Consider the following 16279-nt stretch of genomic DNA (forward strand, 5'->3'; position numbering starts at 1 on the left):
ATGTCTCGCATGACCGAGGTGTCCTCGCTCACAGGGCGGCTGCTCGTGGCCACGCCCGCCCTGGCGGATCCGAACTTCGACCGTGCGGTGGTGCTGCTCCTCGACCACGACGAGGAGGGCTCTCTCGGGGTGGTCCTCAACCGTCCGACCCCGGTGGACGTTGGCGACATCCTGGCGGGCTGGGCGGAACTCGCCGGCGAACCCGGGGTCGTCTTCCAGGGCGGCCCGGTGTCGCTGGACTCCGCGCTCGGAGTCGCGGTGATACCCGGCGGCGGCTCCGTGGACCGGTCCCCACTCGGCTGGCGGCGCGTCCACGGCGCGATCGGCCTGGTCGATCTGGAGGCCCCGCCGGAACTGCTGGCCTCCGCGCTCGGCTCGCTGCGCATCTTCGCCGGGTACGCCGGCTGGGGCCCCGGCCAACTGGAGGACGAACTGGCGGAGGGCGCCTGGTACGTCGTCGAGTCCGAACCCGGCGATGTCTCCTCGCCGTCCCCGGAGCGACTCTGGCGCGAGGTCCTGCGCCGTCAGCGCAGCGAACTCGCGATGGTGGCCACGTACCCGGACGACCCTTCGCTCAACTGATGCGTGTGAGCTTCAGTACCCTTGCAGTCATGAGCACTCTTGAACCCGAGCGCGGTACTGGTACGGGGACCCTCGTCGAACCGACGCCGCAGACGTCGCACGGCGATGGTGACCACGAGCGCTTCGCCCACTACGTCCAGAAGGACAAGATCATGGCGAGCGCCCTCGACGGCACGCCCGTCGTGGCGTTGTGCGGCAAGGTGTGGGTCCCGGGCCGTGACCCGAAGAAGTACCCCGTGTGCCCCATGTGCAAGGAGATCTTCGAGTCCCTCGGCGCGGGTGGGGGAGACGACGACAAGAAGTAGCCCGGCTGGTGCGACCGCGGTGCCTTGAGCGGGTACCGCGGTCTTGTTGCGCCCCGGGGCTTGCTGTTCGCCGGGGCCGCGCCGACAGGATTTCGGCCTTACTTCGTCAACGGCTGTGTCCTGGCCCGCACAGGGTGTCCGCCTCCCCTTGGTCACCGCGGGCACGTCCGGGCAGTCGTGGTTCGTCCGGCACTTCGACAACTGGCCGACCGTGCGCGGGCGTCGCCTGATCGGATGGGACGAGATCCTTCAGGGCGGCCTCGCGCCGCGTGCGGCCGTGTCCTCCTGGCGGGGCCGTGCGGGCGGCATCACGGCGGCACGCCCGGGACACGACGTGGTCATGTGCCCCGAGCGGCGGGTGTATCTGGACCACCGCCAGGCGGCGGCCCCGACGAGCCGGTGCCCATCGGCCGCGTACGCACCCCGGAGGACGTCTTCCGGTTCGAGCCCGTTCCCCCGGAGTCGACGCCCGACGAGGCGCGGCATGTGCTGGGCATCCAGGCCAACGTGTGGACCGAGGTGATGGAGGACCCCGCGCGCGTGGATCACCGGACGTTCCCGAGTCCGGCCTTCACCGAGGTGGCCGGAGCAGGCTGCCGGCCCCCGCCGAGCGGGACTCCGCGGACTTCGAGCGCCGGATGACGGCCCGTTACCGGCGACTTGACGCCCTGGAGGGTCGGTTGTCGGCCGCCTTCGGGCCCGCGTCCGTGGCAGCGACGGCCCGGTGTGCTCGGACGTACGATCGAGCAAACGCCCCCGAACGTGTGAGGCGACCGCGAACCCGTACACCCGAAAGCGCGTGCTCTGCGACGGTGACCCAGAAGGAACAAGAGGCTCAAGGCCACCGGAGAGTGGCAATTCGCCTCTATTGGTGATGTCGTGCCGAAACGGACCATCTCTCGGGCGAGGCGGGCGAATGCCTCCTAGCGGACCCCCGCGTTCGGGCCTCGCGAGAATGTGCCAGAGTTGCCACGTCCACCCTGTCAGCACGTACCGTACGGCAACACAGGCGGACCAGGTGGGGCAGCGGGAAGGGGCAGCCGGTTTGACCACGCACGCACCGCAGGCGGCGCAGGCCGTGACCCTGCCCGGCTCGCTGGACGAGGCCGTGGCGGCCCTCGCCGCCATGCCCTGGGCGGTTCCGGTGGCGGGTGGCACGGACCTCATGGCCGCGGTCAACTCCGGGCAGCTCAGGCCCGCCGCGCTGGTCGGTCTCGGCAAGATCAGCGAGATCCGCGGCTGGCAGTACCAGGACGGACACGCCCTGCTCGGCGCCGGCCTGACGCATGCGCGGATGGGGCGCCCGGACTTCGCGGCGCTCATTCCGACGCTCGCCGCCGCCGCGCGCGCCGCCGGACCGCCCCAGATCCGCAACGCGGGCACCCTGGGCGGCAACATCGCGACGGCCGCCCCCACCGGGGACGCGTTGCCCGTGCTCGCCGCCCTGGAGGCCACTCTGATCATCGCGGGTCCGGGCGGGGCCCGCCGAGAGATGCCCGTCTCGCACCTGCTGGCCGGCATGGAGATGCTGCGCCCCGGTGAACTCATCGGGTTCGTGCGCGTGCCGCTGCTGCACGCGCCCCAGGTCTTCCTGAAGGCCACCGGTCGCACCGGCCCCGGTCGCGCGGTCGCCTCCGTCGCCCTCGTCCTCGACCCCGCCCGGCGCGGGGTGCGCTGCGCCGTGGGAGCCGTAGCGCCGATGCCGCTCAGGCCCCTGGACGCCGAGGCCTGGGTCGGCCGGCTGATCGACTGGGACGGCGAGCGCACCCTCGTTCCCGAGGCGCTGCAGGCCTTCGGCGAGTACGTCGCAGCCGCCTGCATCCCCGACCCGGTCCCCGAGGCCGACGGCTCCGCACCACCGCTTCCGCCGGCCGTACTGCACCTGCGGCGCACCGTCGCCGCGCTGGCCCGACGAGCACTGGGGAGGGCACTGTCGTGACCGACGACCAGCACGGAGAGGGCACCCCGCAGCAGGGTGGCCACGGTGGCTGGGAGCGACTCCCGCAGGGTGACTACGACGACGGCGCCACCACCTTCGTCCAGTTCCCCGAAGGGGGCATCGACGCGCTCCTCGCCGGCGACAGCCCGCTCGCCGCGCCGGGCCACGGCTACGTGCCGCCGCCGATAGCGGTCAACCCGGCGACCACCGCCGGAACCGACCCGTCCGCCCCGGGCAACTGGGCGATGCCGGCCGAGGGCGCCCAGTGGCACGACCCGAACGCCGGGCAGCCGCAGCCCCCGGCGCAGGACGGGTTCACGTACGACCCCGGCTCGACCGGGCAGTGGACGTTCGAGGAGCCTGCCGCGCAGGAAGGCACCGCTCCAGGTCACGACGTGACCGGCGAGTGGTCGATTCCGGTCGCCGGGGGTGACCTTCCGGACGAATCCGGTGAGTTCAGCGCCTCGGCCCTGGTCGAGCAGTGGGGCGGCACCCCGCCCGCCACCCTCCCCGGCGGCGCCGCCGCGCCCTGGGCGACCGAGCAGATCGGCACGGCGTGGACCGCGCCGCCGCCGACCCGGTCCGAGGAACACGGCACCGCGGACCACCCGGCCGAGGACCCCACGGCTGGGGGTCACACGACCGGGGACCACGCCGCGGGAGAGGCGGCAGACGCGGGAGAGCGCGCGTCCGGCGTGACCGCGGAGGCCCCGGGGGAGCCCTCCGAGGCTCCTGGAGGGGCGTACGCCCCTCCGGCCCGCGAGACGGCCGAGGAGGCCCCGGAAGCCGCCCGGGAGTCCGCCGAGCCGGCCGGTGAGGCCGACGCGGGGGCCACTGCGGGCGCGGAGGAGCCGGAGACGGCCCCGGAGGCACCCGAGTCCGCCACCGCTGCCGAGGCCGACGTGGCCTCCGGGACCTCCGGAGCCTCCGGGACCGAGGGCGACCCGGCCCCGGTCGTCGAGCCGGGGCCGTCCCCGCACGACGACCACCCCCTCGCCTCGTACGTCCTGCGCGTCAACGGCACCGACCGGCCCGTCAGCGACGCCTGGATCGGCGAGTCGCTGCTCTACGTACTGCGCGAGCGGCTCGGCCTCGCGGGCGCCAAGGACGGCTGCTCGCAGGGCGAGTGCGGCGCCTGCAACGTCCAGGTCGACGGGCGGCTCGTGGCGTCCTGCCTGGTCCCGGCCGTCACCGCCGCGAGCACCGAGGTGCGCACCGTGGAGGGCCTCGCCGCCGACGGGCAGCCCTCGGACGTGCAGCGGGCCCTCGCCCGGTGCGGCGCCGTGCAGTGCGGTTTCTGCGTGCCCGGCATGGCGATGACCGTGCACAACCTCCTTGAGGGCAACCCGGACCCCACCGATCTGGAGACCCGCCAGGCGCTCTGCGGCAACCTCTGCCGCTGCTCCGGTTACCGGGGCGTCCTGTCGGCCGTACGTGAGGTGGTCGCCGAACGCGAGGCGAACGCCGCCGTCGAGAACGAGGCCGACGCGGGCCCCGGCGAGGCACGCATCCCGCACCAGGCGGGTCCCGGCGCGGGCGGCGTCAACGCGGCGTCGCACGACTCCCAGGGAGCACCACCACCGGCACCGCACGACCCCGGCCAGTCGTACGGCGGCCAGGGCATGTCGTTCGCGGGTCAGGGCGACTCGTACGGTGGTCAGGACCAGTCCTTCGGTGGTCAGGACCACGGCTTTGGTGGAGGTCAGGGCGACTCGTACGGTGGTCAGGACCAGAGCTTCGGTGGTCAGGACCACGGCTTTGGTGGAGGTCAGGGCGACTCGTACGGCGGTCAGGACCAGTCCTTCGGCGGTCAGGACGACTCGTACGGCGGTCAGGGCCGCTCGTTCGGCCAGGACGGAGGCCAGGCGTGAGCAACGAAACCGTCATCGCGACGCCCACGGGGCCCGGGGAGGCCGCGTCCGCGCCCGAGCAGCTGCCCCACGGCCTGGGCGCGTCGCTGCCGCCCGCCGACGCCCGTGCCAAGTCGGAGGGCACCTTCCCGTACGCGGCCGATCTGTGGGCCGAGGGCCTGCTGTGGGCGGCCGTGCTCCGCTCGCCGCACCCGCACGCGCGCATCGTGTCCATCGACACGTCCCACGCGCGCGACATGCCGGGCGTACGGGCCGTCGTCACCCACGAGGACGTGCCCGGCGTCGCCCTGCACGGCCGCGGCAGGGCGGACCGGCCCCTGTTCGCCTCCGAGGTCGTACGCCACCACGGCGAGCCCATCGCGGCCGTCGCCGCCGACCACCCGGACACCGCGCGGATGGCCGCCGCCGCCGTCATCGTCGAGTACGAGGTACTCGACCCGGTGGTCGACCCGGAGCAGGCCTTCGAGGCCGAGCCCCTGCACCCCGACGGCAACCTGATCCGGCACATCCCGCTGCGCCACGGCGACCCGAACGCGGCCGGCGAGATCGTCGTCGAGGGCCAGTACCGCATCGGCCGCGCGGACCCGGCCCCCATCGGTGCCGAGGCCGGCCTCGCCGTGCCCCGCCCCGACGGCGGCGTCGAGCTGTATCTGGCCTCCACCGACCCGCACACCGACCGCGACGCCGCAGCCGCCTGCTACGGGCTGGCACCCGACCGTGTCAAGATCGTCGTCACCGGTGTCCCCGGTGCCACCGCCGACCGCGAGGACCAGGGCTTCCAGCTCCCACTCGGCCTGCTGGCCCTGAAGACCGGCTGCCCGGTGAAGCTGACCGCCAGCCGCGAGGAGTCCTTCCTGGGCCACGCCCACCGGCACCCGACCCTGCTCCGCTACCGTCACCACGCGGACGCCGAGGGCAGGCTCGTCAAGGTGGAGGCGCAGCTCCTGCTCGACGCGGGCGCGTACGCCGACACGTCGTCGGAGGCGCTGGCCGCCGCCGTCTCGTTCGCCTGCGGCCCGTACGTCGTACCGAACGCCTTCATCGAGGGCTGGGCGGTACGCACCAACAACCCGCCCTCGGGCCATGTGCGCGGCGAGGGCGCGATGCAGGTCTGCGCCGCGTACGAGGCGCAGATGGACAAGCTCGCGAAGAAGCTGGGGCTCGACCCGGCGGAACTGCGCATGCGCAACGTGATGTCCACGGGTGACGTGCTGCCGACGGGCCAGTCGGTGACCTGCCCGGCCCCCGTCGCCGAACTCCTCCAGGCCGTCCAGGAGTTCCCGCTCCCGGCGCTGCCCAAGGACACGCCCGAGGAGGAGTGGCTGCTGCCCGGCGGCCCCGAGGGCGCGGGCGAACCCGGCGCGGTCCGCCGTGGCGTCGGCTACGGCCTCGGCATGGTCCACATGCTCGGCGCCGAGGGCGCGGACGAGGTCTCCACCGCCACCGTGAAGGTCCACGACGGCATCGCGACCGTCCTGTGCGCGGCCGTCGACACCGGCCAGGGCTTCTCCACCCTCGCCCGGCAGATCGTCCAAGAGACCCTCGGTATCGACGAGGTCCACATCGCCCAGGTCGACACCGACCAGCCCTCGGCGGGTCCAGGCTGCCGAGGCCGTCACACCTGGGTCTCGGGCGGCGCGGTGGAACGTGCGGCGAAGATGGTCCGCACCCAACTGCTGCAGCCGCTCGCGCACAAGTTCGGCATGTCCACGGAGCTGTTGCAGATCACCGACGGCAAGATCACCTCGTACGACGGTGTCCTGTCGACCACGGTCGCGGAGGCGCTGGACGGCAAGGAACTCTGGGCCACCGCCCAGTGCCGTCCGCACCCCACCGAGCCGCTGGACGGCGCCGGCCAGGGCGACGCGTTCGTGGGCCTGGCGTTCTGCGCGATCCGGGCCGTGGTGGACGTGGACATCGAACTCGGCTCGGTACGGGTCGTGGAGCTGGCCGTCGCCCAGGACGTCGGCCGGGTCCTCAACCCGGCCCAGCTCGCCGCGCGTATCGAGGCGGGCGTCACCCAGGGCGTCGGCGTCGCGCTGACCGAGAACCTCCGCACCCCTCGGGGCCTGATCCGCCACCCCGATCTCACCGGCTACGCCCTGCCCACCGCCCTGGACGCCCCCGACATCCAGATCGTCAAACTGGTGGAGGAGCGGGACGTCGTGGCCCCGTTCGGCGCGAAGGCGGCCAGCGCGGTGCCGGTGGTCACCTCCCCTGCGGCCATCGCGGCGGCGGTGCGGGCGGCCACGGGACGCCCCGTGAACCGCCTGCCGATCCGGCCGCAGGCGGCGGTGGTGACGGGGGCGTAGGCGGCCCGGCACCGCCTCTGACGTGCTCGTTCGCGTGGACGTCGGGCGATGTCAGTGGGGCGGCGTAGGGTTCTTGGCAGTGGGGACGCCCGACGGCTCGGCGGTCGGGAAATCCCTGTGGGGGAGCACGTAGCGACCCATGTGCTGGGGGGAGCCATGAGCACGATGACGACGGGACCAATGGGCCTGACGGACCTGAACGACCTGAACGAACCGGGTCACTTGAGTGCCCCGGCGGTGCTGGCCGGTGGACCGGTCACCCGGTCGGGGCTGGCGCTCGACCTGCCCGCCCGCCTGCTGGACGAGGAGTTCGGGCAGGGCAGCGTGTGGCGCTTCGAGGACTTCGACTTCCCGGCCACGCTCACCCACGAGCCGACCCGCCGCTTCCTGCGGGACATGGGTCTGCCCGAGGGACACGGCTTCTTCCAGCTCGACACGGACATCCCGCTGCCGACCCTCGCCGAGTACCACGCCGGCGAGCACCCGGCAGGCTCCACCGCCGGCCGACTTCCGCCCAGAGCCGCCCACTTGATCCGCCTCGGCCACTTCGTCGAAGGCAACAGCCTCGTCGTCGACGGCACCACCGGCGCGATCCTCAACTGGAGCGAGCCCGAGTCCGCCCTCTGCCCCCTCGACGCCGACATCTCCACCCTCGCCTTCACGCTGTGGCTGCTGCACCGCGAGAAGCGCGAGGGAGCGCCGACGGGCTGCTGGGTGGAGGCCTTGCGGAACGAGGCATGCGCGGGCTCCGGTGCCGCACGGGAGACCGCGGCGGGAATCGAACCCGCGTAGGTCCCCGCGAGCGGAGCTCGCTGATGCACGCGGCACGGGCGGCTTCCTCCGCGACGGGACTGCCGTACGCCGTTCACGAAGGGCGTGGGGCCTTGACGAAGGTCCCGGGTGGTGCGGCGCCTCGGACACCGACCTGTTCGGCAAGGTGTCGGCACTCCTGCGGTCGCTCGCGATCAACCGCACCCTGGTCGACGGGAACAAGCGCACGGCCTGGACAGCCTGTGTCGTCTTCCTGGCCGTGAACGATGTGCAGCTCCGGCCGGACGTCGACGCCGCCTCACGCCTTGTGATCGCCGTGGCCACCGGTGACGTGGACGAGGTCGAGGTCATCTCCGAGGCTCTGCGGGAGCTTGCCGAGCAGCCGATGTGAGCTGAGTCCCATCTGCGGGTGGCCCGGCCTCGTTCGCGCGTTGACCGAACCGGGTCGCCGGTAGGGTGGCCCGGTTGTCATACGTAGCCGAGGTGTCCGAGTCGCTGCGCGGGTCGTCCCGGCTACGCCGCCGAGCCGCCCGCCCGTCGATTCGACCCCCAGACCGGAGACCGTGACTACCACCGCCGCCTCCCACCACCTCTCTCCCGCCTTCCCGGGCCGTGCCCCCTGGGGTACCGCCAGCAAGCTGCGTGCCTGGCAGCAGGGGGCGATGGAGAAGTACCTCCAGGAGCAGCCGCGGGACTTCCTCGCGGTCGCGACCCCGGGTGCCGGGAAGACGACCTTCGCGCTGACGCTCGCGTCCTGGCTGCTGCACCACCACGTCGTGCAGCAGGTGACGGTCGTGGCGCCCACCGAGCACCTGAAGAAGCAGTGGGCCGAGGCCGCGGCGCGGATAGGGATCAAGCTGGACCCGGAGTACAGCGCGGGGCCGCTCGGCAAGGAGTACCACGGGGTCGCGGTCACGTATGCGGGCGTCGGTGTCCGGCCCATGCTGCACCGCAACCGCAGCGAGCAGCGCAAGACCCTCGTCATCCTCGACGAGATCCACCACGCCGGTGACAGCAAGTCCTGGGGCGAGGCGTGCCTGGAGGCATTCGAGCCCGCCACCCGGCGGCTCGCGCTCACCGGGACGCCCTTCCGGTCCGACACCAATCCCATCCCCTTCGTGACCTACGAGGAGGGGACGGACGGAATCCGGCGGTCGTCCGCCGACTACACCTACGGCTACGGCAACGCCCTCGCCGACAACGTCGTGCGGCCCGTCATCTTCCTGTCCTACAGCGGCAACATGCGCTGGCGGACCAAGGCGGGGGACGAGATCGCCGCGCGGCTCGGCGAGCCCATGACCAAGGACGCGGTCAGCCAGGCCTGGCGTACCGCCCTCGATCCGCGCGGCGAGTGGATGCCCAGTGTGCTGCGCGCCGCCGACCAGCGGCTCACCGAGGTCAGGAAGGCCATCCCGGACGCCGGCGCCCTCGTCATCGCCAGCGACCAGGACTCCGCCCGCGCCTACGCCAAGCTGATCCGGGAGATCACGGGGACGAGCGCGACCGTCGTCCTGTCGGACGACTCGGGCGCGTCGGACCGGATCGACGAGTTCAGCCACAGCACCGACCGCTGGATGGTCGCCGTGCGGATGGTGTCCGAGGGCGTCGACGTGCCCCGGCTGGCGGTGGGGGTCTATGCCACCACCATCTCCACCCCGCTGTTCTTCGCGCAGGTCGTCGGGCGGTTCGTGCGGTCGCGGCGGCGCGGCGAGACGGCGTCCGTGTTCCTGCCGACCGTGCCCGACCTGCTCACCTTCGCCAACGAGATGGAGGTGGAGCGGGACCACGCCCTCGACAAGCCGAAGAAGGAGGGTGAGGAGGATCCGTACGCCGAGGAGGAGAAGCTCCTCCAGGAGGCGGAGAAGCAGCAGGACGAGGACACCGGCGAGCAGGACATGCTGCCGTTCGAGGCGCTTGAGTCCGACGCGGTGTTCGACCGGGTCATGTATAACGGCGCCGAGTTCGGGATGCAGGCCCACCCCGGGAGCGAGGAGGAGCAGGACTACCTGGGGATTCCGGGGCTGCTGGAGCCCGACCAGGTGCAGTTGCTGCTCCAGAAGCGGCAGGCGCGGCAGATCGCGCACAGCAGGCGGAAGCCGGACGCCGAGGCCGATCTGGTGGAGCTTCCGGCCGAGCGGCGGCCCGTCGTCACCCACAAGGAGCTGCTTGAGCTGCGCAAACAGCTCAACGGCATGGTCGGCGCGTACTCCCACCAGAGCGGCAAGCCGCACGGCGTCATCCACACCGAGGTGCGGCGGGTGTGCGGCGGACCGCCGAGCGCCGAGGCCACGGCGGGGCAGCTGCGGCAGCGGATCGCCAAGGTGCAGGAGTGGGCCACGCGCATGAAGTGACGCCCGGTTCGGCAGGCGGACGGGCGTGCGTGTTTGCGTGTGCGCCGGGCGGGGGTTGCGCGCGCCGGGCGAGACGCACCCGTGCATTTCGCGACAAAGAGGGTAGTTCACACCGGTCACTGACCGGATTCTGGACGGAGTCTTCCGCTGAGCGAACCGGCTCGTTTACTGTCCCGCTACGCACACGCCCCGTGGCAGCGCCGCCGCGGAGCGCAGCCGTGAAGCGACTCCGCCCGGATGTACCGGGTTCAGCCGATCGGCGGCCTCTGTAGCGCGTCGCCGAACGGGATCGGTGGCGCATCCGCCGTGACAGAGGTCGCCGCCCTCACCAAGAAGGAGTGGGCGTCGTGACCGCGGAGACCTCTCAGACTCTGGATCGAGGACTGCGTGTCCTCAAGTTGCTCGCCGACACCGATCACGGGCTGACCGTCACCGAGCTGTCCACCAAGCTCGGGGTCAACCGGACCGTGGTGTACCGCCTGCTCGCCACGCTGGAGCAGCACTCCCTCGTACGGCGTGACCTGGGCGGACGTGCCCGGGTCGGGCTGGGGGTGCTGCGGCTCGGGCGGCAGGTGCATCCGCTGGTACGGGAGGCCGCGTTGCCGGCGTTGCGGTCGTTGGCCGAGGACATAGGGGCGACCGCGCATCTCACACTGGTCGACGGTACCGAGGCGCTGGCTGTCGCCGTGGTGGAGCCGACGTGGACGGACTACCACGTGGCGTATCGGGCCGGGTTTCGCCATTCCCTGGACCGGGGGGCTGCCGGGCGGGCGATTCTGTCGGGGCGGCAGCAGCCGGGGGACTGGCCGGGGTATGCGCTCACGCACGGGGAACTGGAGGCGGGGGCGAGTGGGGCTGCGGCCCCGTTGCTCGGGGTGGCCGGGGTCGAGGGCAGCGTGGGGGTGGTGATGCTGGCCGACGCGGTACCGGAGCGGGTGGGGCCGCGTGTCATGCACGCGGCCCGGGAGGTCGCGGACGCGCTGCGCTGAGGGTGGTGGTCGTCGGTGACCCGGCGCCGGGCCTGGCCGACGGCGGGCGGCGCGCTGGAGCTGAAGGAATCCCAAGAGGGCTTCCCCGTCGGCGTCCGCGCGGTTCTGGAGCTGTTGCGCATGCGCGGGCGGCCCATGACCGTGCCGCGGATGGGGCGGACGCTGGCGCTGAGCCGGCAGTTCGTGCGGCGGATGGTCAACGAGGCGGCGGGGCGGGACCTCGTCGAGGCGATCCCCAACCCCGCGCACCAGCGGTCCTCCCTGTTCCGGCTGACCGACACCGGCCGCGTGACGATCGAGACGCTGCTCGCCCGGGAGAGCGTGCTGCCGGAGCGGGCGAGCGGTGACCTGACGGAGGCCGACGTCGACGCCTGCGTACGGGAGCTGACGCGGATGCTCGAACTCTTCGAGGACGTGGACGTCAACCGAGGTTCCGCACCTCCACCGGCCCCTGCCGTGGCCCTGCCCCCGGGGACCACCGCCCGTGGCCGGAACCGGCCCTCACGTTAGATTGATCCCGTGCCCTCTCGTCTCGCCAGCCTTTCGCGCCCCGTGGCCGTAGCCGTCTGTGCCCTGCCCGTCGTGGGGCTGCTCGCGACGGCGGCGCTCGCGCCGTTGCCGTTCTCCGTGGCACAGCCGGGGATGACGGCGAACGTCCTGGGCGAGAACAGGGGGGAGCCCGTGATCACGATCACCGGCACGGAGACCCGCCGGACCAGCGGCCAGCTGCGGATGACGACGATCGAGGCGACGGGGCCGGACGCCCGTGTCGGTCTCGGCGATGTGCTCGACGGCTGGTTCCGCACGGACCAGGCGATCATGCCGCGCGACGCGGTCTACCCCAGCGGGGACACGGCCGAGGAGATCGAGGAGTACAACGAGGCGGAGATGAGGGAGTCCCAGGACACGGCCACCGAGGCGGCCCTCGCCTACCTCGGCGAGGACGCCGAGGACATCGAGGTCACCCTGCGGCTCGCCGACGTCGGCGGCCCCAGCGCGGGTCTGCTCTTCTCGCTCGGCATCGTCGAGAAACTCGAAGGCGACGGCAGCGGCGGCGATCTCACGGGCGGTCGCGTCATCGCCGGTACGGGAACCATCGACACGACCGGCAAGGTCGGCGCGGTCGGCGGAGTCACCCTCAAGACCCAGGCCGCCCACCGTGACGGCGCCACCGTCTTCCTCGTCCCCAGGGCCGAGTGCGCCGACGCCAAGGCCGAACTGCCCGAGGGGATGCGGCTCATCCCGGTGACGACCCTGAAGGGCGCGGTCAGCTCTCTGGTGGCGCTGGAGACGGGCAAGGGCTCCGTACCCGGCTGCTGACTCAGCCCTCCCTCACGAACCCCTCCGCCACCATCCAGTCCAGCGCCACCCGGTGCGGGTCCTCCCCGTCCACATCCACCCTGGCGTTCAGCTTCCGCGCCACGTCGTTGTTCAGATTCTCCGTGATGGGGGCGAGGACGTCGGCGATCTCCGGCCACTCCTCCAGCGTCTCGGAGTTGATCTCGGGGGCCGCGTTGTAGTGGGGGAAGAACTTCCGGTCGTCGTCCATCACCGCGAGCTTCATCGACTCGATGCGCCCGTCGGTCGTGTAGACCTCCCCGTACAGGCAGCTCCCCTTCGCCGCCTGGGTGTAGATGATGCCGCTGTCCATCTGGGTGATGTTCGCGGCGGGCAGGCTCATGCCGTACGCCTTCTGCATGCCGGGCAGTCCGTCCGCGCGGTTGGCGAACTCGCTCTCCACACACAGGGTGACGGCCTCGGGGTCCTTCGCCGCGAGCACGGCGACGTCGGAGAGGCTCTTCGTGCCGTACCTGGCGGAGTTGGGCCGGTTCAGGGCGAGGGCGTAGGTGTTGTCGAGCGCGGAGGGCGGCAGCCAGGTCAGACCGTTGCCGAGGTCGGCGTCGCGGACCTCCTCCCACTGCCGCCGGGGGTCGGTGATGGGTGTGCTGTTGCCCTGGTAGGTGATCCAGGCGGTGCCCGTGTACTCGTACATGGCGTCCGCCTCCCCGCTCCGCACCGCCTCCCGGGCGCCGAACGAACCCTGGATGCCGGTGCGGTCGACCACCTCCGCACCGGCCGCCTGGAAGGCGATGCCCATGACGGCACCGAGGATCAGGTTCTCGGTGAAGTCCTTGGACGTCACGGTCAGATCGGCGCCCTTCAGCGGTCGGCCCTGCCCGACCGAGCCCGGCAGCACGTCGTCGGCCATGGGGGAGCCGCTGGTCAGCCCGCAGCCGGCCACCAGCAGTCCGCCTCCCCAGAGCAGCAGAGGCGTGCGCGCTCTCACGAGGCGGTCTCCAAGCCCCGTGGTCGCAACGCCAGTTCCGCCAGCGAGGCGAGCCAGTCGACCAGCAGGGCGAGGGCGACCGTCAGGATCGAGCCGAGCACGAGGACGGGCATGCGCTGGTTGGTGATCCCGGTCGTGATCAGTACGCCGAGGCCGCCGCCCCCGCCGAAGGTGGCGAGGGTCGCCGTGCCCACGTTCAGGACGAGGGCGGTGCGTACGCCCGCGAGGATCAGCGGTACGGCCAGGGGGAGTTCGACGCGGGCGAGCACTTCCGCCGGGGACATGCCGATGCCCCGGGCGGCTTCGAGGAGGGTCGGGTCGTTCGCCTTCAGGCCGGCGATCGTGTTGGACAGGACGGGCAGGACGGCGTAGACGATGATGCCGACCAGCGCCGCCTTCCGTCCGATGCCCAGCCAGATCACCAGCAGCGCCAGGAGGCCGATGGCGGGGGCGGCCTGGCCCGTGTTGGCGACGGTCAGGGCCACCGGGGTGGCCCGGCGGAACCTCTCCCGGGTCAGCAGGACGCCCAGCGGGATCGCGATGATCAGCACGAAGAAGGTGGAGATCGCGGTCAGCTGGACGTGCTGCCACAGGGCCTGCCACACCTGACCGTTCGAGAGGGCGTTCACGGAGATCGCGTCCAGCTCGGCCTGCCGGAACCAGAGCCAGGTGGTGAGCAGGACGACCACGAGGACGGAGGGCAACACGGTCAGCTTCTGCCAGGTCAGCGTGGGACTGGGGGACCTGGGCGGCGGAGGGGCATCATCAGAGGGAGGGGCCGTACCCGGCGCAGCGGGGCCGGCCGACGTGGCTGGGCTGTCCGGCACGGAGGTGTCGCCCGGCGCGATCCCCAAGCCCGCCTTGGCGGTGGTGGCGGCGGTCTGGGGCGTGAGGCCTGTCTCGGCCGTGGCGGCGGTCTCGGCCGTGTGGCCCGTCTCGGCGGCGGTCACGGTGCCCCCTCCCCGCCGCGGCTCTCCCGCTCCGCGCGCGTCCGCCCGGCCCGGGCCCCCTCCAGCTCGTGCTGGTGCTCCAGCGCCTCCAGCCGGTCGGCCTCCAGGAGCCCGTGGACGGAGTTGAGCAGGGACTCCATGTCGACGACGCCGGTGTACTCCCCGTGCCGGCCGGTGACGGCGACCCGCCCCGTGTTGTCGGTCAGTACGGCCTCCAGCGCCTCCCGCAGGGTGGCGTCCCTGGTCACGGTGGTGTGGATCGGGGTCCCGGCCCGCGCGAGCGACCCTTTGGCGCGCATCAGGTCGCCGCGCCGCAGCCACTTGAAGGGCCGCCCGTGCCGGTCGAGGAGCAGGACCTCGCCGGTGCCGCCGGCCCGCAGCCGGTTGACGACCTGCTGCAGCGGGTCACCCAGGCTGACCGTCGGATGGTCGGTGACCTCGACATCCCGTACGCGCGTGAGATCGAGTCGCTTCAGCGCGGCGCCCGCGCCCACGAAACCGGAGACGAAGTCGTCGGCGGGGCCCGCGAGGATCGCCTCCGGGGTGTCGAACTGCGCGATGCGCGACCGCTCCCGCAGGATCGCGATCCGGTCGCCCAGCTTGACCGCCTCGTCGAAGTCATGGGTGACGAACACGATCGTCTTGCGCAGCTCGCGCTGGAGCCGCAGCAGCTCGTCCTGGAGGTGGTCGCGGGTGATCGGGTCCACCGCCCCGAACGGCTCGTCCATCAACAGGACGGGCGGATCGGCGGCCAGGGCCCGTGCCACGCCCACCCGATGCTGCTGGCCGCCGGAGAGCCGACGCGGATACCTGTCGTGGAACTCGCCCGGGTCGAGCCCCACCAGGTCCAGCATCTCCGCCACCCGCGCCTTCACCCGGGACGCGGACCAACCGGCCATCCTCGGCACGATCGCGATGTTCTGGGCGACGGTCATGTGCGGGAAGAGACCGGACGACTGGATCGCGTAGCCCACCTCGCGCCGCAGCTTGACCGGATCCATGCCGGTGACGTCCTCACCGTTGATCCGGACGGAGCCGCTGGACGGCTCGATCAACCTGTTGATCATCTTGAGCGTTGTGGACTTGCCGCACCCGGACGGCCCGACCAGCACCACCGTCTCGCCGGCATGGATCCGCAGGGTGACGCTGTCGACGGATGGTTGACGACTGCCTGGATACCGCTTGCTGAGGTTGACCAACTCAATGGTGGCCCCCGTCGTACCAGTCGCCCGTGACGAGCCCTTCGTGCTGTGGTCAGCCACGGATCCCCCTCGGAATCGTCAGCCGCCCGACCAGCACGTACGCGGCGTCGAACAGCAGCGCGAGGGCGACGATGCCGAGCGTGCCGGCGAGCACCTGGTTGAGCGCGTTGGCACTGCCCAGCGAGGCGATGCCGCGGAAGATCTCGTTGCCGAGGCCCGGCCCGGAGGCGTACGCGGCGATCGCGGCGATGCCCATCAGCATCTGCGTGGAGACCCGGATCCCGGTGAGGATCGGTGGCCAGGCGAGCGGCAGTTCGACCCGCAGCAGCCGCACGGGCCGGGACATCCCGATGCCCTTCGCCGCGTCCACCAGCGCCGGATCGACCCCGCGCAGTCCCACGATCGCGTTCCGTACGACCGGCAGCAGCCCGTACAGCGTCAGCGCGATCAACGTCGGGGCCACGCCGAGCCCCGCCACCGGGATCAGCAGACCGATCATGGCGAGGGACGGGACGGTCAGAAGGGTGGCGGCGGTGGTCGTGGCGAGCCCGGCGGCCCACTCCCCGCGATAGGTGACGACGCCGATCAGCACCCCGACGACGGTGGCCACGACCATGCACTGGAAGACCGCGCTGGCGTGCTGATATCCGTCGAACAGCAGTTTCTCGTGGTAGCTGACCACGTACTCCCAGAAACTCACCGGCGCGTACCCCCAGGGTC

General features: G+C 72.1%; 14 protein-coding genes and 2 pseudogenes. 12 read left to right on the forward strand and 4 right to left on the reverse strand.

Features of this window, described 5'->3' with window-relative positions; all coding sequences use genetic code 11:
- The first annotated feature begins 9 nt into the window (after positions 1–9).
- The 12 genes and pseudogenes from WBG99_RS22275 to WBG99_RS22330 all read left to right on the forward strand — a co-directional run bounded on the left by WBG99_RS22275 (position 10) and on the right by WBG99_RS22330 (position 12440).
- The gene (locus WBG99_RS22275; protein ID WP_338897999.1) at positions 10–582 is read left to right on the forward strand and encodes a YqgE/AlgH family protein; all 573 of its coding nucleotides are present in this window, start codon (positions 10–12) and stop codon (positions 580–582) included.
- A gap of 29 nt (positions 583–611) precedes the next feature.
- Entirely contained in the window at positions 612–887 is a 276-nt protein-coding gene (locus WBG99_RS22280) for a DUF3039 domain-containing protein (protein ID WP_338898000.1), read from the forward strand.
- 172 nt (positions 888–1059) lie between these two features.
- Positions 1060–1655, forward strand: a pseudogene (locus WBG99_RS22285) (family 20 glycosylhydrolase); the annotation flags it as partial.
- Between the two features lie 277 nt (positions 1656–1932).
- Positions 1933–2826 carry an FAD binding domain-containing protein gene (locus tag WBG99_RS22290; RefSeq protein WP_338898001.1) on the forward strand — a complete coding sequence of 298 codons (894 nt, stop codon included), beginning with the start codon at positions 1933–1935 and terminating at the stop codon, positions 2824–2826.
- Complete coding sequence (locus WBG99_RS22295) at positions 2823–4697, forward strand: 2Fe-2S iron-sulfur cluster-binding protein (protein ID WP_338898002.1); 1875 nt, start codon at positions 2823–2825, stop codon at positions 4695–4697. Before WBG99_RS22290 ends, WBG99_RS22295 begins: the two co-directional genes overlap by 4 nt.
- Positions 4694–7009 carry a molybdopterin cofactor-binding domain-containing protein gene (locus tag WBG99_RS22300; protein WP_338898004.1) on the forward strand — a complete coding sequence of 772 codons (2316 nt, stop codon included), beginning with the start codon at positions 4694–4696 and terminating at the stop codon, positions 7007–7009. The genes WBG99_RS22295 and WBG99_RS22300 overlap by 4 nt, the downstream gene beginning before the upstream one ends.
- A gap of 165 nt (positions 7010–7174) precedes the next feature.
- Positions 7175–7801, forward strand: a complete 627-nt coding sequence (locus tag WBG99_RS22305; protein ID WP_338898005.1) for an SUKH-4 family immunity protein — start codon at positions 7175–7177, stop codon at positions 7799–7801.
- Between the two features lie 130 nt (positions 7802–7931).
- Positions 7932–8171, forward strand: a pseudogene (locus WBG99_RS22310) (type II toxin-antitoxin system death-on-curing family toxin); the annotation flags it as partial.
- A gap of 172 nt (positions 8172–8343) precedes the next feature.
- A complete protein-coding gene (locus WBG99_RS22315; protein ID WP_338898006.1) occupies positions 8344–10131 on the forward strand; it encodes a DEAD/DEAH box helicase in 1788 nt (595 codons plus the stop codon).
- A gap of 347 nt (positions 10132–10478) precedes the next feature.
- Positions 10479–11120, forward strand: coding sequence for a helix-turn-helix domain-containing protein (locus WBG99_RS22320; protein WP_338898008.1), 642 nt, complete (start codon positions 10479–10481; stop codon positions 11118–11120).
- Positions 11121–11135: 15 nt separating this feature from the next.
- A complete protein-coding gene (locus WBG99_RS22325; protein ID WP_338898009.1) occupies positions 11136–11630 on the forward strand; it encodes a MarR family transcriptional regulator in 495 nt (164 codons plus the stop codon).
- Positions 11631–11672: 42 nt separating this feature from the next.
- Positions 11673–12440 carry a S16 family serine protease gene (locus WBG99_RS22330; RefSeq protein WP_338898010.1) on the forward strand — a complete coding sequence of 256 codons (768 nt, stop codon included), beginning with the start codon at positions 11673–11675 and terminating at the stop codon, positions 12438–12440.
- Between the two features lies 1 nt (position 12441).
- Here the strand turns inward: WBG99_RS22330 and WBG99_RS22335 are convergent, their stop codons facing one another.
- From WBG99_RS22335 to WBG99_RS22350, 4 genes are all read right to left on the reverse strand, one after another.
- A complete protein-coding gene (locus WBG99_RS22335) occupies positions 12442–13329 on the reverse strand; it encodes a glycine betaine ABC transporter substrate-binding protein (protein WP_338900438.1) in 888 nt (295 codons plus the stop codon).
- 74 nt (positions 13330–13403) lie between these two features.
- Complete coding sequence (locus WBG99_RS22340) at positions 13404–14234, reverse strand: ABC transporter permease (RefSeq protein ID WP_338900439.1); 831 nt, start codon at positions 14232–14234, stop codon at positions 13404–13406.
- A gap of 119 nt (positions 14235–14353) precedes the next feature.
- Positions 14354–15619 carry an ABC transporter ATP-binding protein gene (locus WBG99_RS22345; RefSeq protein ID WP_338898011.1) on the reverse strand — a complete coding sequence of 422 codons (1266 nt, stop codon included), beginning with the start codon at positions 15617–15619 and terminating at the stop codon, positions 14354–14356.
- Positions 15612–16259: an ABC transporter permease gene (locus tag WBG99_RS22350; RefSeq protein ID WP_338898012.1), complete on the reverse strand. Its 648-nt coding sequence runs from the start codon at positions 16257–16259 to the stop codon at positions 15612–15614. The genes WBG99_RS22345 and WBG99_RS22350 overlap by 8 nt, the downstream gene beginning before the upstream one ends.
- Positions 16260–16279: the final 20 nt, after the last annotated feature.

This window comes from Streptomyces sp. TG1A-60, from assembly GCF_037201975.1.
Lineage (GTDB): Bacteria > Actinomycetota > Actinomycetes > Streptomycetales > Streptomycetaceae > Streptomyces.

What these genes read in the sequence shown, in the direction of transcription:
- WBG99_RS22275 (WP_338897999.1), top strand. Translation starts at nt 10, where the DNA reads ATGACCGAGGTGTCCTCGCTCACAGGGCGGCTGCTCGTGGCCACGCCC.
- WBG99_RS22280 (WP_338898000.1), top strand. Translation starts at nt 612, where the DNA reads ATGAGCACTCTTGAACCCGAGCGCGGTACTGGTACGGGGACCCTCGTC.
- WBG99_RS22305 (WP_338898005.1), top strand. Translation starts at nt 7,175, where the DNA reads ATGACGACGGGACCAATGGGCCTGACGGACCTGAACGACCTGAACGAA.
- WBG99_RS22335 (WP_338900438.1), bottom strand. Translation starts at nt 13,329, where the DNA reads ATGGCCGACGACGTGCTGCCGGGCTCGGTCGGGCAGGGCCGACCGCTG.